The organism is Ruminiclostridium hungatei (assembly GCF_002051585.1).
Taxonomy (GTDB): domain Bacteria; phylum Bacillota; class Clostridia; order Acetivibrionales; family DSM-1351; genus Ruminiclostridium; species Ruminiclostridium hungatei.
The window spans coordinates 25389-46571 of sequence record NZ_MZGX01000021.1 but is presented as its reverse complement, the minus strand read 5'-3'; the positions used below and the strand labels follow the sequence as shown (position 1 = coordinate 46571).

The window sequence follows — 21183 nt, the reverse complement described above, 5'->3', positions numbered from 1 at the left end:
GATGGTGAAACTGGTTGTTGCGACTAAGAACAAGGGTAAAATTGCAGAAATAAAAAAGGTTTTGCAGGAGATGCCGTTTGAAGTATTGTCCATGGGCGATATAGGGATTGCGGCCGATATAGTTGAGGATGGGAAAACCTTCGAGGAGAACTCCCTTAAGAAAGCTGTGGAGATATGCAATATATGCAGGTCTGTTGTGATTGCCGATGACTCCGGCATTGAGGTTGATTATCTTGACGGTGCACCCGGTATATATTCTGCCAGATTTGGCGGAGCGGATGCAACAGACCAGGACAGAAATGCAAAGCTGCTGCATATGCTTGAGAACGTACCTTATGAAAAGAGGACGGCCAGGTTTGTTTGTGCAATAGCTGTGGCCTTTCCCGACGGAAGGTCGTTTGTTGTAAAGGATACCTGTGAGGGCTTCGTTGATTTTAAGTGCAAGGGTGAAAACGGCTTTGGCTATGATTCGCTTTTTTACGTTGCCGAATACAGAAAGACCATGGCTGAGTTAAGCATGGATATAAAAAATAAAATAAGCCATCGTGCAAAAGCCTTGGAGAAAATGGCAGTTGTCATTAAGGACTACCTGTGATGTTATGAAGCTTCCTTTTATAGCTTATAGCAGGTCAATTGCGGTTGAGTGCCGGAATCCGGAATATACGCAGGTGTGCTTTTAAGCAGTTCATACCAGGCTGTGGGTGGGTTCCGGTTGTTAATTGGCTTGTTAACATTTTTATTTTTAGCTTATTCGTAGTTTATTTATTGCTTTATATTTTATATGCAGCTTATATTTATCAAATTTGTAGTTAATTTATTGTATTATTGACTCTATGGGGGAAGGACATAATGAAAGTGTTGGTAATGAGTGATACTCATGGCTACATATTCAACGCAAAGGAAGCCCTGGACAGGCATCCGGAAGTTGAAATGGTTTTGCATCTCGGAGACTATTGCAGGGATGCGGTACAATTAAGCCAGTTGTATCCAAATGTTAAATTTGAATATGTTTATGGCAACTGTGATATAGGGGTAGGTACCATCAGTGCCGAAAGGACTATTGAAATCGAGGGCATTACGGTTTTTATGACGCATGGGCACAAGTACAGTGTTAAGTGGGACTATAACCGCATAGTGGCCAAGGCCCACGCAGAAAATGCGTCTGTTGTCCTGTTCGGGCACACACATGTGGCGGTTATTGATAATGTTGACAACAAGCTGGTTGTCAATCCTGGAAGTATGAGCGAATCCAGAAGCAATAAATCCGAATCCTACGTGATAATGGAGGTTGCGGACGGAAAGGTCAATGCGGATATTTATTATGTTTGATTGCTTTTATATGCGTTTTACCATTGCTGTTGCAATTACTGTATAACCACGCGGTGATTGCATTTAAAGCGGTTAAAAAATATCATACTTATCTGCCCGAAGACCTTTTATATGCGTAAATACCTTGAAATCAGGTCATTCTGAGCAAGTGAAGAGGTTTATGTTAATTTATAAAAATCAATAAGAAATATAATTTTTTGTGTTGACAAACTAAAATGTACCCTGTATAATATCAAGAGTCGGCTGGCGATAGCACTTGCAAAGGCTGATATACAGGGTGTATGCGGGTGTAGTTCAATGGTAGAACATCAGCCTTCCAAGCTGATTGCGTGGGTCCGATTCCCATCACCCGCTCCATAAAAAACTCAAAGGTTTGATTATCAAGTTTCTATTGAAATATATAGATGCTCAGGAATCGGACGCGAGAGGGCTTTAAATTTTTACTGATGATATCTAATATGTGCCCATAGCTCAGCTGGATAGAGCAACGGCCTTCTAAGCCGTAGGTCTTGGGTTCGAATCCCCATGGGCACGCCAACTGGCGCCTGTGTTTTCTGCGGAAAACACAGGCGTTTTTGTTTTTCCAAAAACGCGAAGCGCCTTACGGGAGAGACCAGTCTCCCCGTAGGCCCCACTGGCCTCCGGCGGGGAATGAACTGATGAAGGGATTCGAACCCGGGAGGGCTCGGGGCATAGCGTGCTGGAAGCACGCAAAAAAGTGCTAAATGCACTTTTTTAGCTTCGAGTAGGAGCCCGGCACCACGTCGGAGCAGATTACGCTCCACTTAAAATCCATTAATCTTATACTGCTCGTGGATTTTAAGTACCGCTACATCGCTTCTCCTTTTCCCCACAAGTCTACAACTTGCGGGGGCCCTTGATTAGCGAGCGGTGGGCGACGTCATTAGCATGCGTAAGCATGCGGGAATCCCCATGGGCACGCCAAAAGTCTTGTGATCATTGTATTGCAAGGCTTTTTTTATTTCTATTTGTACTTGAATAAGTCAACGGTTTCCTAAATAAAAAACAAAGAAGACCGATTGGTCATGTCAAAAACCAGAACGAATACTCAACTAACAGTTTTGAGGTGATACTCTATTGACATCAAAGCTAGCATAATTTATACTATTAAACATAGTATTAATAGTGTATTACTATGAAATAGTTTTATAAGGATATAATGTTATGAAAAAGGCTGTAGACAGAGTAGAGAAAATGTATAAGATGTGTAGTAATCGTTATCGTTGTTGTTGTCGTAAGCCTGTATGCAGTAGTACAGTTAATTTTTATATGCATTTTGTACCTGAATTTTAAGTAACTGTGATGTTGAACTTTGAGCAGTGCCATGTATAGAGCGCCTGTTTTTCTATCAAAAAATGTCCGCAGTAAGATCGGGAACAGTTACACTTGTTTGGAGGAGAATGTAAAGTATGCAGGAAAATGACAATAATGCATCTGCTGATTCATACATAAAACCATTGTGAAAATGATTAAGCAAATAAAACACGGAAGTTTAACTATTAGTATACAGGATTGTAAAATAAGCTAGATAGATAAAACAGAAAGAAAGATGGAGAATTAAAAGCTGACTGAAAAACCAGAGGTTTTGCTAAATATGATTGTGACTGTGATATGCAGTTGCAGCATAATAAGCAGAACCTCTGATTTTTTGTATGCAGGATGCTGCAGCCGTTGAAACGGCATAGGCTTGAAAAGCTGAATTTGTTGGCTCGAATCCAATCAGCATCGTTTCAGTTAAAAAGTCAAAAATATCAGATTTTACTGATTACTGCATCTATAAAATGACTTAAGAAAGGATATGAAAAATGAGCAAAATAAGACAGATTGCTATTTATGGAAAGGGAGGAATTGGAAAATCCACGACAACACAGAATTTAACGGCTGGACTTGTAGAGCAGGGGAAGAAGGTTATGGTTGTAGGTTGTGATCCAAAGGCTGATTCAACACGACTTTTGTTGGGTGGTTTGGCACAAAAGACAGTTCTGGATACTATTCGTGACGAAGGTGATGATATTGAACTTGATAGAATAATGAGAGAAGGATTCGGGGGAACAAGGTGTGTGGAATCCGGTGGTCCTGAACCGGGTGTAGGATGCGCGGGAAGAGGTATTATTACATCTATTAATATGTTGGAAAATCTTGGCGCTTATACAAATGAGCTGGACTATGTATTTTATGATGTATTAGGTGACGTAGTCTGTGGTGGTTTTGCAATGCCAATCAGAGAAGGTAAAGCAAAAGAAATTTACATCGTAGCCAGCGGAGAAATGATGGCATTATACGCAGCTAATAACATTGCAAAAGGTATTAAAAGATATGCCAGAACTGGTGGTGTACGTCTTGGAGGAATTATCTGCAACAGCAGAAATGTTGATAGAGAATTAGATTTACTTAGAGCTTTCTCAAAAGAATTAGGAACAAAGCTGCTTTACTTTGTGCCTAGAGATAATATTGTACAAAGAGCTGAAATTAATAAGAAGACAGTTATTGAATATAAGCCGGATTCGGTGCAGGCACAGGAATATAGAAATCTCGCGGATGCAGTAATCAGTAATACTGATTTTACAATACCGACACCTATGACTCAGGAAAGATTAGAAGAAATATTATTGGAATATGGACTTATGGATTCTTCGGATGACTATCGCATTTAGCAACTTAAAATTAGGAGGTGTTGTAAGGTGGCAATTAATTTAGATAGCTCCAATGTGGGTACAAGAGAAAACAGAATAGGTTCCATAACAGGTTATATAGGAAGCTTAAGCGACTTAGCAAATCAAAGCGAGTGTGGAACCTTGAAGGGGTGTTCCAGATGCTTTTCCCAGTCAAGTACCTGCCTTTCACAATGCGCTTTGGGGCAGCTTTCTGCAATTCGGGACGTTGCCGTAATTCATCATGGACCCTCGGGATGTTCAGTGGCAAGTGCCGGAGCCTATTACCTTGATAAGGTTATGGCTAAGAAGCGTGGTATTACAAATAATACTGTCTACGTTGGAACAGATATGAATGAGGAAGATACCATATTTGGTTCTGCTGATAGTCTTAGAAGGATTATTTCAGAGGTAAATAAGAGGTATAAGCCAAAGACAATTTTCGTCACCAGTTCCTGTGCAACTGGAATTATCGGAGAAGATATCGATAGTGTAGTGGACGAGGTTAAGGATGAAGTAGATGTTCCAATTGTGGCTGTTCACTGCGAAGGCTTTAAGTCGAGAATTTGGGCGACAGGTTTTGATATTTCTGACCATGCAGTACTAAGTTCCATTGTAAAGCCTCCAAAGAAAAAGAGAAATACCATCAATTTTAAAAATTTCTATGAGAGTGCAAGACCAGAAATTATTGAAATGTTTAAGAATTTTGATTTGGAACCAATCTTCTTATATTGCAATTCTACAGTGGAAGAATTAGAACACATTTCAGAATCATTAGCAACTACATGTATCTGTGGAACATTAGGTAATTATCTTGGAAATGGATTGGAAGAAAAATATGGAGTGCCATATATAAGAACCATTAATCCTTTGGGAATTGCGGGATTTGAGAGCTGGCTCCGTGAGATTGGAAGGGTAACAAAAAAAACCGAAGCTATAGAGAGATATATTGCAGAACAAAGAGAGATATATTTCCCTAAGATTGAAGAAATTAAGAAAGATTTAAAGGGCCTTAAGGCGGTTCTTGGTATGGGACCTGGTTATACATTTGAAGTATCCAGAGTATTGGATGAATTGGGAATAGAGGTTGAATGGGCGCTGGCATGGCATTATGACAAAAAATATGAAAATGGAGATGTACCGCCAGCTATGGAATATCTCCTTGAGCATGATGTGGATTTTGAGGCAAGTGTTGCAGATCAGCAGAATTATGAAGTAATGAATATTCTGAATAAATATCAGCCGGATGTGTATCTTTCCCGGCATCCGGGCTCTACTGTCTGGGCAATAAAAAATGGTACACCGGCAGTTTATGTTGCAGATGAATATATGATTTTCGGGTATAAACATACTTTAGAATTTGCTCAATCCATATTGGATAGTATTCATAACCGAAGTTTTGAGAAAAATCTCGCAAGGCGTGTAAAACTACCTTATACCAGTTGGTGGTATGAACAGAGTGTTGATAATTTCTTAGAGGAGGCTAAGAGGTAATGGCAAAATTATTAGATAAACAAAGATATAAATGTGCAATGGGTGCGATGCAGACAGTTCAGGCAATTGATAGAGCAATTCCAGTTCTGCATTCCGGACCTGGTTGTGCACAGAAATTGTCAGACTCTATTGGAAGTTCCGGTTATTTTTCACCGAACATTTTTCCTTGCACAAGTATCAATGAAAAGGACGTTGTGTTCGGTGGTATGGAGAAACTTCATTCAACAATAGAAAATGCATTGAAAGTGATTGATGCTGATTTGTATATTGTGCTGACAGGTTGTATCCCGGAAATTGTCGGGGATGATACTGAAGAAGTGGTGAGCGAATTTGCTGATTCTGAAAAACCAGTACTCTTTGCATCTACCGCTGGATTTAAGGGTAACAATTACATTGGTCATGAACTGGTAATTGATGCAATTATTGATCAGTATCTGGAAAAGTCGGAAGACAGACAAAAAGGTCTGGTGAATATATGGGCTGATGTACCTTATCAGGATTTGTTCTGGTTAGGCAATATAAGAGAACTTGAAAAACTCTTGAAGGAATTAGGCTTGACACCAAATACAATATTCGGATATCAGAGAGGAATTGATAATGTCAATAAAATTCCAAATGCGGAGTTTAATTTGCTCGTATCACCATGGGTGTCAGTTGGTAATATGAAAAAGATGGAGAAAAAGCTCGGTATTCCATATCTCCATTATCCAACGCTTCCGATCGGTGCATTTGAGACCAGTAAATTTCTAAGAGAAGTAGGAAAATTTGCAGGTGTTGAAAAAAATAAGGTTGAGGCAATTATTAATGAACAGGAGAAATATTATTACTATCTCATTGAGCGATATGCAGATATGTTTCTTGAAACACGTGTTATGGCAAAGCAATTTTCTGTCGTTGCAGATGCTCAGTATACGTTAGGCATTACTAAGTTTTTGGTAAATGATCTTGGACTTGTGCCTGCGAAACAATTTGTTGCAGATGATACACCAAAGCAGTTCAGGAAACAGATACGAGAGGAATTTGAAAATTTGAATTACGGAATAAAAGCAGAGGTAAGCTTTGAAACGGATGGATACAAGATACATAATGAAATCAAAGCGCATGATTATCATGGATATCCACTCATTCTTGGCAGCTATTATGAAAAAGAGGTAACGGAAAAAATGTTTGGACATTACCTGAATATCTTTTGGCCGGTGCAAGACAAAGTAGTATTGGATGATTTTTACGTAGGCTATACTGGTGGAATCCGTCTGATTGAGGATATTTATTCTGTGGCAGCTCAGAGATGGAATTAATTCGGAGGTGAAAAGAGTGGCTTATAAAATAGCTATAGCCTCTTCTGATGAAATACACATTGATGAAACCTTTGGAGCTGCAAAGCTATTTCACATTTTTGAAATAAATGATGGAAAGTATGAAAAGGTGGAAGAGCGCTTTGCAAATGAAAATAATCAGGAATCACAATGCGGTGTTTCAGGCGGATGCAGCAGGGAAGGCTGTCATTCAGCAGTAAGCAGCGGCTGCAACGGAAATGAGGGAAACTCAAAAAAAGTACAGTTAATAGCTGATTGTCGCTGTGTGATATGTAAAAAGATAGGATTTCAGATACAAAAGCAGTTAGAAAGGAAAGCAATAACGGTATTTGATGTGAGTTGCACAGTAAATCAGGCGCTTGAAAAGATTTTATTTTATTATGGCAAGATAGATAAATGTCAATCGCTTAGAGGAGCAGGAAGTAAAAAAACGGTGACGGATGCTGAACCTGTATGATTTTAAAAGACAAGATTGAAGGACATGTGGGAGTTGAAAGGAGACAAAATGATTAATGTGAAAACACCTGAGCTATATGTTAGTGAACCGGGCGCAATTCATTTGTTGGGGACTCTTATGGGAAAAGCTGCGGCAAAGGCAGTTGTAGTCTGGTCGGAAACAGCTAAAAAAGTAACACAAAAAGACGTTTGTAAGAGTTTTGAAAATCAGGGAATTACCATGATTCAATATGAATTTGCAGGGTATCCCAACATTGATACTGCCAGTGCTATTGCAATATTAGCACTTAATAACGGAGTGGATTTTATTGTCGGCATAGGGGGCGGAAGAGTACTGGATACATCAAAGGCTGGGGGAGATATTGCAAATATTCCGGTTATAGCAGTTCCGACCATTGCCGCTACGTGTGCGGCATGGGCAGCGTTATCTGTTATGTATACCAAAGAAGGGAATTTTGATCATTTCAGAGCGAATAGGCGTTCACCTGAAATTGTAGTCGCAGATACTACCATTCTGGCACAGGCACCGGTGAGATATTTAAAGGCCGGAATTGCAGATACTCTGGCAAAATGGTATGAAACCTCTGTAGGCTATGATGTAAAAAACAGCAGCCTGTCCTACATGAATTCTGTCAATGGAGCACGTTTGGCGTATGATTTTCTCCTTGAAAAAGCAGAGAAAGTTATCAGAAATTTCGAAGCAGGAATTATTGATGAAAATTCGGTACGTACTATTGATGCGATTATTTTTCTGGCAGGGAATGTTGGGAGCTATGTAGGAGAGAAAGCATATTCTGGTTTTGCGCATCCATTTTATCATTCTTCCAGAATCATTAGAGAAACTCGAAATAAGCTCCATGGAGAGATAGTGGCCTTTGGGCTGATTGTTCAGGCAGTTTTGGAAGAAAAGAAAGAAAAAGAACTGCTGGAGATAGTTGAACAGTTCAGCCGGCTGGAGGTAGCCTTTACACTTGAAGAAATAGGATTGACAGAAGCTTTGGAAGATAAATTAAATACTATATCAGAGAGGATTAATGAAATTTTCCCAGAACTGAATGCTCTTTCGGGCAAGAAGAAGGAAGCTGTAGTAGAAGCGGTATATCTGGCAGATGAATATGTAAAAAGGTTCAGAGAGGGGCATAAGGATGATTAAAGAAAGAGCAGGACTAGACATAATTGCCCCATATAAAGCAGCAAAAAATCATGAAGCGGTAAAGCGAGAGTCTGGTATAGAGAATATTGTTAAGCTTGCAGGAAATGAGAACAGATTAGGCTGTTCAGAAAATGTAATAAAAATTATCGAAAAGCATAAAGAACAGTTTTCATTTTATCCCGATATGAATTGTACTATTTTAAAAAATAAGCTTAGTACCATACATGGAATGAAAGAAGACAATTTGGTATTTGGTAACGGCTCCTTTGAACTTATTTCGTTGATTGCCTTAGCTTATCTGGAATCAACAGATGAGTCAATCATTTCATACCCCTCCTTTGGCTGGTATAAAAATGTTACATTGCAAATGAATGCAGAACCGGTAATAGTTCCTCTTAAGGAATTCACGGTTGATACAACTGCAATTTTAAATAGTATTACAAAGCATACTAAAATTATATGGATATGTAATCCAAATAATCCCACAGGAACTATTTTAAAAGAGAGAGAACTTAAAGAATTCATTCAAAAAGTCCCCGATAATATATTGATTGTCCTGGATGAAGCCTATATTGATTTTGTTGAATCAGACTATTTTGACACAGTCTCCCTGATTAAGGAGAATAAGAATATTATCCTGCTGCGTACATTTTCAAAACTATACGGATTGGCTTCCTTTCGGATCGGATATGGGATTGCGGATGAAGATATCCTGGAAAAAATCAATAAAGTCCGGCTGCCCATAAATGTTAATCTTTTGGCACAAAAAGCAGCGGAAGCAAGCCTTGAGGATGACAAATTCAAAAATTTAGTTTTAAAAAACAATAGAGACAGCTTGAATTTATATTATACAGAGCTGGATAAAGAAGGAATCAAATATGTCCGCTCCAATGGAAATTTTATTCTGATTTATCTTGGAATTGCTGGTGCTGTTTCCGAAAAAGAGTTTTTACAAAATGGAATCATGATAAGAAATGCTTCGGAATTTGGTCTTGATGGATGGATTAGAATATCCATTGGAACTTTTGAGGAGAATGAAAAGGTTATTCAGGTATTAAAAAAAATTATACATACCAATAGGTAAGGAGGAAAATGCAAATGAAAAAAGTTATAAAAAAAGTATTAGCAGGGTTTTTGCTTGTGACATTAATAGCGGCTGGTTTTACCGGGTGTGCAGCATCAGATGGCAGTACAACCGGCAGTAGCAAAGCGGAGAGTAGCAGCAAGGATACTGTCAATCCAACTTCTTCGGCAAATTCAGAGAAAGTTGTATTACGATATGGTTCAACAGGTTGGAAGACCTATGAAATATTATTAAAAGCAGCCGGACTTGATAATTTTGACGGCTATAAAGTAGAATACAGCGTATTTCAGGGAGGGAATCTTTGTCTGGAAGCACTTGCGGCAGATCAGATTGATTTTACCGGAAGCAGTGAGATTCCTCCAATTTATGCCTCTCTTTCTGAAAACAAAGGTAATTTCAAAATTATACTGGTTAACAGCAGCAGTCCTCAAAATCAGGAATTAGTAGCTTTAAAGAGCTCAGTGATTAAGACGGTATCTGATTTGAAAGGAAAAAAGGTCGGCTATGTGAAAAGTACCACCGCACAGTATTTTCTTAGTCAAATGTTAAAAGAAGCTCATTTAACATGGGATGATATCAAACCGGTTGGAATTACAACGGCAGATGGTGTTACAGCCTTGATAGGGGGAAATATAGATGCATTTGCAAGCTATGGTAACTCCATTAATGCAGCTAAAAATAATGGAGCTATAACGATTAAGAGTGCAGTGAATATTCTCTCCGGCAACTTTCCGGTTGAGATTTCCAATAAAGCCCTTGCAGATGAGGCAAAAACTGAGGCGATTGCTGATTACTTAGTTAGAGTGCAAAAGGCATATATATGGGCAGAAAAAAATATAGAAGAATGGGCAAAGCTTCAGGCAGAACCAACAGGAAGTACATATAAAGAGTCTCTTGACCTTTTACAAAAAACATATAAAGACAGAGGATATTTAAATAAATTCATTAGAGTGGATGAAAAGGTTATTGCATCGGAGCAAAGAGTGGGAGATTCCTTTTACGAATTAGGACTTTTAGAAAAAAAGATAGATGCATCCACCTTATATGATAATACATTTTATAAAAAATATGAAAAGGCATTGTCTAAATATAATTAAATGCAACAATGGAGGATGATAATGGCTTGGAAAAAAACGGCTAAAATAGTCAGATTAATAGTCCCATGGCTTGTCCCCATATTGGTAATCATATTGTGGTATTATGAAACACTTCCTGGTAAGAATACTACATTATTACCAGTTCCAGACAAAGTGCTTCAAAGAACGGTTACGATGATTGAGGATGGAAGCTTATGGGAATACATCTCCATAAGCGCTATCCGTGCAGGAAAAGGACTTTTGCTTGGAGGTATGGTTGGGCTGATATTAGCATTTGCAACAGGGCTTTCTAAAATTTTGAATTTGGCGCTTAATACAACGATACAAATGCTGAGAACCATACCGATACTGGCAATTATTTCACTAATGATTATCTGGTTTGGTATTGGCGAAGAAGTTAAAGTTTATATGGTTGCTTTTGGAGTATTTTTTCCAATCTATATTAATACCTATCATGGAATTAAATCAATAGATAAAGGGCTTATGGAGATGGGAAGAGTATACGGTTTGAAGCCAATAAAAATATTTGCGGATATCATACTTCCCGGAACCCTTCCTTCTATGCTTGTTGGGTTTAGACTTTCTCTCGGTACTATGTGGCTGGTCTTAATAGCGGCGGAACAGATTGCAACGGATGCTGGTATTGGGTATATGGCAATGACGGCAAGAGAGCTGTTACAAATGGATAAGATTGTGCTGGCGATTATTTTATATGCAATATTAGGTAAGCTTTCTGATGTTGCAGCAACATTTTTAGAAAAGATTTTAATCAGATGGAGGGAGACTTGATAATGGAAGACAAAGCAAATGGATACAGTATTAAAATAGAAAAGCTAGTCAAAAAATTCGGAAATCTGATTGTATTAAATAACATTAATCTTGAAATAAACCCTGGAGAATTTGTGGCAATCGTTGGTAAAAGCGGCTGCGGGAAAAGTACTTTACTCAGGCTCATTGAAGGTCTTGATACGTTGACAGAAGGGAGTATTAAAATAAACGGAAAGGAAAAAGAAGGTGTAGATAGTAATATCAGATTTGTATTTCAGGAGCCAAGACTTCTCCCATGGAAAAAGGTATTAAAAAATGTTCAGCTTGGAGCGCATCATCAAAATGAAGCATTAGCATCTGAAGCGTTGGAAAATGTCGGACTAAAGGATAAGGAGGATGTATGGCCTTATACATTAAGCGGAGGACAAAAACAAAGAGTATCACTTGCCAGAGCGTTGGCAGGGCACCCCAAGGTTCTTTTATTGGATGAGCCCTTGGGGGCATTGGATGCATTAACCAGGCTGGATATGCAGGAATTGATTGAGAAACTGTGGGCAAATCTTGGCTTTTCAGCTATCATTGTAACTCATGATGTGAGTGAAGCAGTAAAACTTGCTGACAGAGTAATCGTAATTGATGAAAATGAAATTAGACTGGATATAAAAATACAATTGACAAGACCGAGAGTGACCGGCAACGATAGCAGCTATTATGAAAAAATTATTCTATCCAATATTATGAATCAGGAAGAAACAACTAAAGACTATGCAATATGATTGCAATACAAAGAGAATACAACATGGTTTACATATTCTTATTATAAAACTTGAATAAGAAAGGATTTTAATTATGAAAACAAAAATAAATAAATTAATAGCATTCGTATTGATTCTGACACTTGGTGCAACTGCAGCAGGATGTGGAAAAAGCAGCTCAGACAACAAAACAGGTGACTCCAAAACAAAAGTAACCAAAGTAATCGTAGGTACTGGTAATGCGTATGAGCCATATTGCTACTTGGATGGAAAAGGTAATCTTACAGGCTATGAGTATGAGGTATTAAAAGCAGTTGATGAACTTCTCCCGCAGTATGAATTTATTTACCAGACATCGGATTTTGCAAATGTATTAATATCTCTTGACGCAGGAAAAATTGACATTGCTGCTCATCAGTATGAATGGAATAAAGAAAGAGATTCCAAGTATCTTTTCGGTAAGGAAGCTTATACAACTTATGTAACCTATATCACTGTTGCCGGCGGCAGAAACGATATAAAATCACTTGATGATCTTCGGGGTAAGACAGTAAAGAGCTCAACAGGTTCTAATTCAACTTATATTTTAGAAAGCTATAATAAAGAACACGCAGACAATCCAATAAAAATAGCTTTTGTAAATAATTCAACTGATGAAGAGGCAGTAACCGGTCTTTTAAATGGAGTGTGGGATGCGACTATTTATACAAAAAGAGATGTTGCCAAGTTGAATGAAAGCTATGGGGACAAAAAAGATGCGCTGAAAGTGGTAGGAGCTCCCGTGCAGTCCTCCTCAACATACTTTATTTTTGACAGGAAAAACACAGACCTTCAGAAAGCTGTAGATGGTGCTGTAAAGGAACTTCGTAACAATGGAAAGCTTTCAAAAATATCCATTGATGTTATTGGCGGAGACTATACAGAAAGCGAGTAAATCATGGGAGAATTGTTCAAATGGGATAGATTCTTTGAAAATATACCGAAAATAGTTCCATATCTATCAGTAACATTTGCAATTGTCATTTTTGCAACAGTGCTTGGAGTTTTATTGGGAATTGTCATTGCATTTGTCAATATGAAGAAGATACCGGTACTGCATCAGTTCTTTAAGGTATACGTTTCATTCATGAGAGGAACACCGATGCTGGTACAACTGATGCTTGTGTACTATGGATTGCCGGTATTGATTGATTCTGCGTTTGGTACTAATATCAACCGTGAATGGAGTGCAATTACCTTTGCATATATTACATTTATATTGAATCAAGGAGCATTTCTTTCAGCTATTTTTTATAGTGCAATCACTTCCATTCCATATGGTCAGACAGAAGCTGGACTTAGTGTTGGTTTGACTGAAATTCAGACATTCAAACGAATTATTCTTCCGCAAATGGTTAGAGTTGCTCTTCCTCCTTTCGGCTCTGATCTGGTAGGCTTATTCCAGAATTCATCTTTAGTATTTCTGATTGGTGTAACGGATATCATGGGAAGAGCCAAGACCATTGGTACTGCAACAAAACATGTGTTGGAGGCATATGTTTTTGTTGCAATTGTTTACATAATAATTAGTTTGATTGTTCGAGGCCTATTCAAATATCTAAATGATAAATTTGAATTTGGAAAAGCACGTAAAACGATAATGCTTGATGAAATCTAAAAAAAGAAGAGGAATGACAGATGGGCTTTAATTCAGATTATTTTTGGGAATGTCTCAGATCTGGAATCATATATATTCCAAATACAATAAAGCTGGTATTTATTTCGTTATTAACAGGATTTATATTCGGAACCATCATAGCACTCATACGAGTCTATAAGGTTCCGGTTATAAACAAGGTTCTGGCCATATTTGTAACTGTGTATCAGGGAGTTCCTATCGTAGTTGCCCTACTGCTCTATAATCTGCTTTTTATGCTGGAATTTAATAATCTGGCAAAGTTTTTAAATTTAAGTAAGACGGTAAAAGATGTGGACAATATCTGGGTGGGAATTTTTGCTTTAACTCTGACTGCCATCTGTTCTATGTCTGAAGTGATAAGAGGGGCGCTGCTTTCTATTGATAAAGGACAGGATGAGGCAGGGTACTCTGTGGGATTAACAAAAGTCCAGACTATACGTCGGATCATAGTTCCGCAAATGGTACCAGTAGCCATACCCATGATGATTAATAATATTGTGGGACTTATCAAGGCATCATCTGTGGTAATGGCAATAGGGATTACAGAAATTGCAGCAGGGGCTATTATTCCGGGTTCAAGAACCTATTCCTTCTTTGAAGGATATGCGGCAGCAGCTCTGATTTATTGGACATTTACAGTGTTAATTGAGTATCTTGCAGGACGATTAAGAAAACATACGGGTAAGTTCAAAAGGAGTTCATATGATTGAAGTAAATAATGTAAAAAAATCCTTTGGAAAATCAGAGGTGCTTAAAGGGGTATCAGTGCATGTTGAGGACGGCGAAGTCGTGGTTATCCTGGGACCCAGTGGATCAGGTAAAACAACCTTGTTACGCTGTATTAATTTTCTGGAAACAGCAGATAGCGGAGAACTGACTATGGGAAACATCAGTGTGAATCTGAAAAAAGCCAATAAAAAGCAGATACTCCACATACGGCGTAAGATGGCTTTTGTATTTCAGAATTACAATTTGTTTGCCAATAAAACAGCATTGGAGAATGTGATGGAGGGTCTTGTTACAGCAAGAAAGATTCCTAAGGACAAGGCGAAGGAACAGGCAAAAGAGGCATTGGACTGGGTTGGATTATCAGACAAATATGATTATTATCCTTCCCGGCTTTCTGGAGGACAGCAGCAGCGGGTGGGTATTGCAAGAGCTTTCGTTCTGAATCCGGAGGTCATTCTTTTTGACGAGCCTACTTCGGCTCTTGATCCCGAATTAGTTGGTGAGACTCTTGACCTGATTAAGCGAGTTGCACAAAAGGGGATTACTATGATTGTGGTAACACATGAGATGTCATTTGCCCAGGATGTGGCAGACAAAGTTATATTCATGGATGAAGGGGTAGTAGTGGAAGAGGGTTCACCGGCTCAGATTTTTTCAAGACCGAAAGAAGAAAGAACCAAGCAGTTTTTATCAAGAATAATATCACTGGAATCAAATTATTCAATCTAGTGGTCTGTAACATCTAAAACGTAGAAGAACCATATGGAAGAGAAAAATAAAGGAAGGTGCAGGTATGGCAGGAGAACAATATTCAGGTGTCAGAGAAAGCAGACCCGGCAGAATAAATGATTTAGGAACTACTGGAAAGGAAGCGGAGAATAATTTTAAAAAAGGATGTTTAAAAATAGCGGATAGAAGTTTTGCACAAGGCTTACAATGCCAGCAGATAAATAGTATGTCAGCATTAATGTCCTTAGAGGATTCGGTTTTTATTTCACATTCACCCCAGGGGTGTGTGGGCTGCTCTATCATGGCGGTAGATATGTACCGGGTAGGGCAGGCGCATAGAGGAATAAAAAACATAAGGAATCCTAAAATTATAGTTACAAATATAGATCAGAAGTCTGTGGTTTTTGGCGGCGAGCAAAAATTAAGGGATTCTGTGAAAAAAGCAATCGAAAGATATAATCCTGAATTGATATTTATTTACGCATCGTGTGCTTCAGGTATTATTGGAGATGATATTGATGCGATTTCAGCAGATTTACAGAAGGAAACCAACAGTGTAATAGTACCCATTCATTGTGAAGGCTTCAAATCAAAAATATGCGCCTCCGGATTTGATGCAGCGTTTTTAGCGATTAATAAACATATATTAAAATATGAAAAATTACCAAAGGAAAAAGGACTGGTAAATTTATTTGCACCAACCACAATAAGCTACGCAGATCAGACAGAAATGGAGAGAATGCTGTCTCTGATTGATGTAAAAGTAAATTATATTCCATTTTATAGTTCATTGGATAAAATTAAAACAATACCACAGGCAGAAGCATCTACTTCAATATGTAAAGTATTTGCAGATGAATTTATGAAAACACTTTGGGAAGATTATGAGATTCCATATTCACATACTGTGATGCCAATTGGTATACATAATACAGATAAGTGGTATCGAGGCATTGCAAAGGTACTTGGCAAAGAAAAAGAAGTTGAAGAAATTATTGCGAAAGAGCATGAAAGAATTGAACCATTAGTTGAAAAATTAAAAGCTCGCCTACATGGAAAAAGAGTATTCATATGTGGCGGAACAGGTCGTTCATTTGCGGCAGCAGCTTTGATTGATGATTTTGGCATGGAGTTGGTAGGCTTGGAAACACCAACCTATGACGAGGATGCCCAAGTGGATATTGAATATTTAAATGAAATTCATGAGGATTTTATTTTGGACATTGCAAATATGCAGCCTTTTGAGCAGGTGAATTTATTAAAAAAGTTAAAGCCGGATGCATTTATAGGAGTACCGCAATGGGCAGCAAAGCTGGGAATACCAACTACTCATGTGCTGGATGGAAAACGACCGACTATGGGCTATGACGGGCTATTATTTTTGGGGAATAAGATAGCGGATCAGCTTGAAAATCCAGGCTTCAATATAAAATTATCACAGCATGTAAAACTGCCGTATAAAGATAGTTGGTATGAAGAAGATGCATTCAAGTATATAGTAGGAGGGGAGTAAATATGTCTCAAATATTAGAAAATCCAAGAGGCGGATGTGTACTTGCGGGCATTAATTCTGTATTGGGAGCAATTGACAGAGTTTGCCCGGTGTATCATGCGGGACCAGGGTGTTGTATGCAGACAACAGCATCTGATCAGGGACAATCGGGTCATAAGAGTGCCAGCTTTGTTAGCGGTGTTTCATTACCATCTAGCAATATGCTGGAAAGAGAAGTGGTATTTGGCGGTGTAAATAAACTCAGAACCACAATTCAGGGAGCCGTGGATATTATAGATGCAGATGATTTTTTTGTATTGACAGGATGTACAGCGGGGATTATTGGAGATGATATTGCAAGCGTTGCAGAGGAATTCAAGGCTGAAGGATATAATGTGTATCCAATCGAAACGCCCGGATTTGCAGGTGACAGCAATTTGGGATATGAAGTGGTTTGGAATACAATGCTGGATCAGATTATAGAAGTAAATCTGCCAAAGAATGAAAAATTGGTGAATATTTTTGGTATTGTTCCGTACCATGATCCTTTTTGGAGTGGAAATTTAGATGAAATAAAAAGAATTTTGAATCTTTTGGGATTGACGGTAAATACTTTTTTTACAAACCATCAGGGAATAGATGACATACGAAAATGTTCTTCGGCTGCTCTGAATATTATCATTAATCCATGGATATTTAAAGAACCTGCCAGAAAATTTGAAGAGAAATTCGGAGTGCCTTCAATCAGGATATCAGGGATGCCAATTGGGGCAACAGACACAACAAGCTTTGTCAGAAAAGTGGCAGAAGCTTTAAAACTGAACAAAACCATGGTTGATGAAATAATTGCACAGGAAGAAGATTATGTATACAGCTATCTTGCACAATCCATTGGAGCCCTTAGTTGGAAACGATTTGCAGTTGTTGCTGATGCTTCATGTGCCATAGGTTTTACACGATATTTGGCAAATGATTACAGTTTTACACCTGTGCTGGTTGTTATTTCAGAATCAATTTTTAGAGAAGAAGATAAGCAAAGAATCATAGAGCAAATAACAGCGCTGGAATATGCAAAACCACCGCGAATTGTGTTTACGGCTGATCAGTACGAAATCAACCAGGCTATTATTGACGAGGAGGAAGATTTAACATTACTAATAGGAAGTAGTAGTGAAAGAGAAGTTGGTTTACAAAAGAACATTCAGTTTATTACAGCGTCGTTTCCTATAAATGAACGCCTGATATTCAACCGTACTTATGCAGGATATCGAGGAAGTTTAACATTTACAGAAGATCTATATGATAATTTGTAGGAAATTTTAATAGCTTTTATGAAAACATTTATAGAACAGGCATTATTGAAGGTAAGCGCTGGAACACATACCGTACCCTGAAAAAGCAGCTCCGCATCAAAAATGGTGTGCTCCCCGTAAAGAGGGCAATAAAATAATTGATTTTTTAGTAAAGTACCCGCCAATTTTTATAAGGTACTTTTTCTATGATATAATAATCCTGTGTAAGATAAATAAGCATACTGGGGGAATACATGGCAAAATCCAATAATAAAATATTACCTGTCATTTGTATAGCCTTGACCGCCGTCTTTAGCATATCAATTGTTTTTAATGTAATTTATAAAAAATAATGAGCTTAAGAATCAGCAGGCTGGGCAAATGAGTACTGAAGGGTATCAGTTATATCAGCTCGCCGGGGCGACCGACAAATATTTGAAAAACCCTGATATGGGTGGTGAAAAGTACCAGTATTTGAAGCACTTGAGCTGTTAAAAGCAATGAATACCGAAATAAAGGATATCAGCAAGAATATCATCGAAATGAACGAGGAAGAAAGAGCAGACCTTATGGAGCAAGCCTCACAAACATATGCTGAAAAAAATACCAGAGTGAAGGAACTTAATAGCAAGTACCAGAAATTAGCAGACAATTATTTCAGAAATTATAAGCGATAATAAAAGAAATGAAATAACAAGCATTAATTAATAGAGCCGTGAAGGTACGATAGCTGCCTGCCGGCTTTATGCCATGCCCTTCAAATAAGCACAGCATGGCTTGTAAATGCTTGTTATTGCCACTGCTTTAAATCAGGTAAGGTAAAACTTTGCGAAAATACATTTTCCTAAGATTTTTACATCTCTTAAGTCTTTTTTATTATAAATTAATTCCTGATACCGTGGATTTTCAGGACGAAGAATCACTGTGCCCGGATATTTGTAGACTCTTTTAAGGGTGACTTCCCGGCCATCAATAATAACAGCGGCAATTTCGCCGTTCTCCACGTCCGATTGCTGGCGTATAAATACAATATCGCCATCATTGATACGGGCATTAATCATGCTGTCACCTTTTACTTTCAGCGCAAAGTCTATCTTGGAATCACTATTTACAAATTCATAGGCTTCAATGTTTTCTTCGGCAAGTATGGGCTGACCTGCGGAAATTGTACCAAGGACAGGAATTTTTTTGAATTTGCTGTCACTGTTTTCAAGATACTTTTCAACGTCATTCCCCATAAGCCAGGAGGGATTGACATTATACTTGGAGGCCATAGCCTGTATGGTGGTTATTTTGGGAGATATTTCACCGGATCTGTACCTCAGAATGGTTGGCGCAGATAAGTGCAAATGGTGAGCCAGGGTATAATTATTATCATCGTTGGCGTCTATCAGTTCATTCAGGCGCTTAATAAACAGCTCTTTATCAAAAATACTTTTCATTTGTAGACCTCCTTATAGAGATATTATATAGCCGCTTGTTACTAAATGCAATAACTAAACAAAAAAATACAATATTTTTATTGCAAAAAGTATTGACTATCTGGAACTGCCTGGTGTATTATTAAGTTGCAGAACGTAATGTTCGATTTGAGGTGGAAGAATGATGGGATACAGACGTGGAAAGGATAGAGTACATGATGAGCTTTTAGCCCTCAAGGGCCGGATAAGGGAGAAAAAGACATCTTATCGCGGATTGAGTGAAGCCACTGGGATATCAGTTAATGCTCTGAATAACAAAATAAACGGATATACGGCAATGGACACTGACGAGGTTCAGAAGCTTGCAGCAGTTTTGGATATTGATGCAAATGATATTGTAAAGTATTTTTTTCCCAGCATTATTGCAAAACGTAACATAAAAATATAATATATAGGACATATTTTCGTTGTATGATTTGCTGAAAAACATAATTCTATTGGACGCTGCTTTGTATTTGTCCTTGCACCTATGATAAGAATTGGACTCTGATTTTCAAATAAGATGTTGAATATTACCCACTCAGGCACGTCTACAGAGCTCTCACAATACATATCCTGCTCCACGGAGGGATATATGATTAAAACCTGAACTCCTGGAAGTGAAGTCTTTATCATATATACATCTGCATTATCTCCACCTGAGAAAACAACCCTGCATTAACGGCAGGGTTGTTTTTTTCAGATGGAGAGCTCAAATAAACACATTTTGCTACATCAGGAAGGTTATAAATTTAATAGAGAAGAAGTCGCAGGTCATAACATCATCGCTTTCAATAAGCTTCATGTTTATATAGTTGGCACCAACACCCACCAGGGTTCCGGTTCTGTCTAAAAGAGTGCCTGTGCCGATGAGAAATTCAACCCGTACTCTTCTGCCTATCTGTGTTCTCAAAAAGCCGTTCAAGTACTCAGTGCTGGTCAGTGTCAGCGGTTCAGGCTGTGTGGTAGGTGTTATTGGAGCAAACTGGTCCTGAGAACCCTGTCCGGGAGTCATGACCTCTGAGGCTGTTCCGTCAGGTCTTTCCTCGTAGCAGAGAAAGGGGAGAGTATAATATGGGGTTGGCCGATTTTTCATATAGGTTTAACTTCCTTTCTTTTAATGATTTCTTATTAATGAAATTGTGATTTTATGTTTGCGCATACTTTTGAGTTGGAGTGTAAAAGCAATGCTGTGCTATCCTGGTGAATATTACGCCGGTATTTCCAGGCGGGAAAAAAGAACCGCAGGTAGGCCTGAAGGGATTATAATACCACAGGCTGTTTGCCACGGCTCCAAGTATACCCCCGGACAGTGCCCAATCTGCAATGTCATAATGTATATCCTGCGGATTCATATTATAGATGTTTTGGGGGTTATATTGGCCGGCCACTACTTCCTTGACACATGTAAACTGTCCTGCCTGCAATATGGCAGCTCTTACATCGCCGTGAATCAACTTGAAGAACTCGCCATACGGTACGGTTACCCTGTTCATGATAACAGATGCAACACCTCGCATACCGTTATCACCTTCGCCCTCGGCTTCACATTGGATTAGTCTTGCAAATAATTCTCTATTTGTGTATGGCATGTTTATCACCTTTATTGCAAATATTTAACTCTGGCTAGTGGGCTATGACATCTGAAACTCATATTGCCCGGTAATGTGTCAATTTAG

General features: G+C 38.4%; 23 protein-coding genes and 2 tRNA genes. 22 read left to right on the top strand and 3 right to left on the bottom strand.

Going from position 1 to position 21183, the window contains the following annotated elements:
* Window position 1: 1 nt before the first annotated feature.
* The 21 genes from CLHUN_RS15100 to CLHUN_RS22155 all read left to right on the top strand — a co-directional run bounded on the left by CLHUN_RS15100 (window position 2) and on the right by CLHUN_RS22155 (window position 18721).
* Window positions 2–595: an XTP/dITP diphosphatase gene (locus tag CLHUN_RS15100; RefSeq protein ID WP_080065461.1), complete on the top strand. Its 594-nt coding sequence runs from the start codon at window positions 2–4 to the stop codon at window positions 593–595.
* A gap of 254 nt (window positions 596–849) precedes the next feature.
* Window positions 850–1329 (top strand): metallophosphoesterase, encoded by a 480-nt coding sequence (locus CLHUN_RS15095; protein WP_080065460.1) that lies wholly within the window; start codon window positions 850–852, stop codon window positions 1327–1329.
* A gap of 283 nt (window positions 1330–1612) precedes the next feature.
* Window positions 1613–1686, top strand: a tRNA-Gly gene (locus CLHUN_RS15090).
* Window positions 1687–1789: 103 nt separating this feature from the next.
* A tRNA-Arg gene (locus CLHUN_RS15085) sits at window positions 1790–1866 on the top strand.
* 943 nt (window positions 1867–2809) lie between these two features.
* Window positions 2810–2878, top strand: a complete 69-nt coding sequence (locus CLHUN_RS22930; RefSeq protein WP_422785065.1) for a DUF2292 domain-containing protein — start codon at window positions 2810–2812, stop codon at window positions 2876–2878.
* A gap of 277 nt (window positions 2879–3155) precedes the next feature.
* Complete coding sequence (gene nifH, locus CLHUN_RS15075; protein ID WP_080065459.1) at window positions 3156–4004, top strand: nitrogenase iron protein; 849 nt, start codon at window positions 3156–3158, stop codon at window positions 4002–4004.
* A gap of 27 nt (window positions 4005–4031) precedes the next feature.
* Window positions 4032–5495: a nitrogenase component 1 gene (locus CLHUN_RS15070; protein ID WP_080065458.1), complete on the top strand. Its 1464-nt coding sequence runs from the start codon at window positions 4032–4034 to the stop codon at window positions 5493–5495.
* Window positions 5495–6793, top strand: a complete 1299-nt coding sequence (locus CLHUN_RS15065) for a nitrogenase component 1 (protein ID WP_080065457.1) — start codon at window positions 5495–5497, stop codon at window positions 6791–6793. The genes CLHUN_RS15070 and CLHUN_RS15065 overlap by 1 nt, the downstream gene beginning before the upstream one ends.
* A 16-nt stretch (window positions 6794–6809) precedes the next feature.
* The gene (locus CLHUN_RS15060) at window positions 6810–7268 is read left to right on the top strand and encodes a NifB/NifX family molybdenum-iron cluster-binding protein (protein ID WP_165755769.1); all 459 of its coding nucleotides are present in this window, start codon (window positions 6810–6812) and stop codon (window positions 7266–7268) included.
* Between the two features lie 48 nt (window positions 7269–7316).
* Window positions 7317–8420, top strand: coding sequence for an iron-containing alcohol dehydrogenase (locus CLHUN_RS15055; RefSeq protein WP_165755768.1), 1104 nt, complete (start codon window positions 7317–7319; stop codon window positions 8418–8420).
* On the top strand, window positions 8413–9504 hold the full coding sequence (hisC, locus tag CLHUN_RS15050) for a histidinol-phosphate transaminase (RefSeq protein ID WP_080065454.1): 1092 nt from the start codon (window positions 8413–8415) through the stop codon (window positions 9502–9504). Before CLHUN_RS15055 ends, hisC begins: the two co-directional genes overlap by 8 nt.
* Before the next feature lie 14 nt (window positions 9505–9518).
* Window positions 9519–10601 (top strand): ABC transporter substrate-binding protein, encoded by a 1083-nt coding sequence (locus CLHUN_RS15045; RefSeq protein ID WP_242656530.1) that lies wholly within the window; start codon window positions 9519–9521, stop codon window positions 10599–10601.
* 21 nt (window positions 10602–10622) lie between these two features.
* Window positions 10623–11390, top strand: coding sequence for an ABC transporter permease subunit (locus tag CLHUN_RS15040; protein ID WP_080065452.1), 768 nt, complete (start codon window positions 10623–10625; stop codon window positions 11388–11390).
* A 2-nt stretch (window positions 11391–11392) separates the two neighbouring features.
* Entirely contained in the window at window positions 11393–12145 is a 753-nt protein-coding gene (locus CLHUN_RS15035; protein WP_080065509.1) for an ABC transporter ATP-binding protein, read from the top strand.
* 73 nt (window positions 12146–12218) lie between these two features.
* On the top strand, window positions 12219–13058 hold the full coding sequence (locus CLHUN_RS15030; RefSeq protein WP_080065451.1) for a transporter substrate-binding domain-containing protein: 840 nt from the start codon (window positions 12219–12221) through the stop codon (window positions 13056–13058).
* 3 nt (window positions 13059–13061) lie between these two features.
* On the top strand, window positions 13062–13781 hold the full coding sequence (locus CLHUN_RS15025; protein WP_080065450.1) for an amino acid ABC transporter permease: 720 nt from the start codon (window positions 13062–13064) through the stop codon (window positions 13779–13781).
* Between the two features lie 20 nt (window positions 13782–13801).
* Entirely contained in the window at window positions 13802–14512 is a 711-nt protein-coding gene (locus CLHUN_RS15020) for an amino acid ABC transporter permease (RefSeq protein ID WP_080065449.1), read from the top strand.
* Complete coding sequence (locus CLHUN_RS15015) at window positions 14505–15260, top strand: amino acid ABC transporter ATP-binding protein (protein WP_080065448.1); 756 nt, start codon at window positions 14505–14507, stop codon at window positions 15258–15260. Before CLHUN_RS15020 ends, CLHUN_RS15015 begins: the two co-directional genes overlap by 8 nt.
* Window positions 15261–15324: 64 nt before the next feature.
* Window positions 15325–16773: a nitrogenase component 1 gene (locus tag CLHUN_RS15010; RefSeq protein WP_080065447.1), complete on the top strand. Its 1449-nt coding sequence runs from the start codon at window positions 15325–15327 to the stop codon at window positions 16771–16773.
* A gap of 2 nt (window positions 16774–16775) precedes the next feature.
* Complete coding sequence (locus CLHUN_RS15005; RefSeq protein WP_080065446.1) at window positions 16776–18065, top strand: nitrogenase component 1; 1290 nt, start codon at window positions 16776–16778, stop codon at window positions 18063–18065.
* Window positions 18066–18544: 479 nt separating this feature from the next.
* Complete coding sequence (locus CLHUN_RS22155) at window positions 18545–18721, top strand: hypothetical protein (RefSeq protein WP_165755767.1); 177 nt, start codon at window positions 18545–18547, stop codon at window positions 18719–18721.
* 132 nt (window positions 18722–18853) lie between these two features.
* Here the strand turns inward: CLHUN_RS22155 and CLHUN_RS15000 are convergent, their stop codons facing one another.
* Window positions 18854–19486 (bottom strand): S24 family peptidase, encoded by a 633-nt coding sequence (locus tag CLHUN_RS15000; protein ID WP_080065445.1) that lies wholly within the window; start codon window positions 19484–19486, stop codon window positions 18854–18856.
* A gap of 160 nt (window positions 19487–19646) precedes the next feature.
* Between CLHUN_RS15000 and CLHUN_RS14995 the strand changes: the two genes are divergently transcribed.
* Entirely contained in the window at window positions 19647–19913 is a 267-nt protein-coding gene (locus tag CLHUN_RS14995) for a DUF739 family protein (RefSeq protein ID WP_242656529.1), read from the top strand.
* A 321-nt stretch (window positions 19914–20234) separates the two neighbouring features.
* On the opposite strand, the gene CLHUN_RS14990 is transcribed toward CLHUN_RS14995, so the two are convergent.
* On the bottom strand, window positions 20235–20600 hold the full coding sequence (locus CLHUN_RS14990) for a hypothetical protein (protein WP_080065443.1): 366 nt from the start codon (window positions 20598–20600) through the stop codon (window positions 20235–20237).
* Window positions 20601–20652: 52 nt separating this feature from the next.
* Window positions 20653–21096, bottom strand: coding sequence for a cell wall hydrolase (locus CLHUN_RS14985; protein ID WP_080065442.1), 444 nt, complete (start codon window positions 21094–21096; stop codon window positions 20653–20655).
* Window positions 21097–21183 lie beyond the last annotated feature (87 nt).

Excerpts from the sequence above, each read along its gene's own strand:
- CLHUN_RS14990 (WP_080065443.1), bottom strand. The coding sequence starts at position 20,600 with ATGAAAAATCGGCCAACCCCATATTATACTCTCCCCTTTCTCTGCTAC.
- CLHUN_RS15030 (WP_080065451.1), top strand. The coding sequence starts at position 12,219 with ATGAAAACAAAAATAAATAAATTAATAGCATTCGTATTGATTCTGACA.
- CLHUN_RS15015 (WP_080065448.1), top strand. The coding sequence starts at position 14,505 with ATGATTGAAGTAAATAATGTAAAAAAATCCTTTGGAAAATCAGAGGTG.
- CLHUN_RS14985 (WP_080065442.1), bottom strand. The coding sequence starts at position 21,096 with ATGCCATACACAAATAGAGAATTATTTGCAAGACTAATCCAATGTGAA.
- CLHUN_RS15055 (WP_165755768.1), top strand. The coding sequence starts at position 7,317 with ATGATTAATGTGAAAACACCTGAGCTATATGTTAGTGAACCGGGCGCA.
- CLHUN_RS15005 (WP_080065446.1), top strand. The coding sequence starts at position 16,776 with ATGTCTCAAATATTAGAAAATCCAAGAGGCGGATGTGTACTTGCGGGC.
- CLHUN_RS15010 (WP_080065447.1), top strand. The coding sequence starts at position 15,325 with ATGGCAGGAGAACAATATTCAGGTGTCAGAGAAAGCAGACCCGGCAGA.
- CLHUN_RS22155 (WP_165755767.1), top strand. The coding sequence starts at position 18,545 with ATGAATACCGAAATAAAGGATATCAGCAAGAATATCATCGAAATGAAC.
- CLHUN_RS15100 (WP_080065461.1), top strand. The coding sequence starts at position 2 with ATGGTGAAACTGGTTGTTGCGACTAAGAACAAGGGTAAAATTGCAGAA.
- CLHUN_RS15065 (WP_080065457.1), top strand. The coding sequence starts at position 5,495 with ATGGCAAAATTATTAGATAAACAAAGATATAAATGTGCAATGGGTGCG.
- CLHUN_RS15045 (WP_242656530.1), top strand. The coding sequence starts at position 9,519 with ATGAAAAAAGTTATAAAAAAAGTATTAGCAGGGTTTTTGCTTGTGACA.
- nifH (WP_080065459.1), top strand. The coding sequence starts at position 3,156 with ATGAGCAAAATAAGACAGATTGCTATTTATGGAAAGGGAGGAATTGGA.
- hisC (WP_080065454.1), top strand. The coding sequence starts at position 8,413 with ATGATTAAAGAAAGAGCAGGACTAGACATAATTGCCCCATATAAAGCA.
- CLHUN_RS14995 (WP_242656529.1), top strand. The coding sequence starts at position 19,647 with ATGATGGGATACAGACGTGGAAAGGATAGAGTACATGATGAGCTTTTA.
- CLHUN_RS15025 (WP_080065450.1), top strand. The coding sequence starts at position 13,062 with ATGGGAGAATTGTTCAAATGGGATAGATTCTTTGAAAATATACCGAAA.
- CLHUN_RS15000 (WP_080065445.1), bottom strand. The coding sequence starts at position 19,486 with ATGAAAAGTATTTTTGATAAAGAGCTGTTTATTAAGCGCCTGAATGAA.
- CLHUN_RS15020 (WP_080065449.1), top strand. The coding sequence starts at position 13,802 with ATGGGCTTTAATTCAGATTATTTTTGGGAATGTCTCAGATCTGGAATC.
- CLHUN_RS15095 (WP_080065460.1), top strand. The coding sequence starts at position 850 with ATGAAAGTGTTGGTAATGAGTGATACTCATGGCTACATATTCAACGCA.
- CLHUN_RS15035 (WP_080065509.1), top strand. The coding sequence starts at position 11,393 with ATGGAAGACAAAGCAAATGGATACAGTATTAAAATAGAAAAGCTAGTC.
- CLHUN_RS15040 (WP_080065452.1), top strand. The coding sequence starts at position 10,623 with ATGGCTTGGAAAAAAACGGCTAAAATAGTCAGATTAATAGTCCCATGG.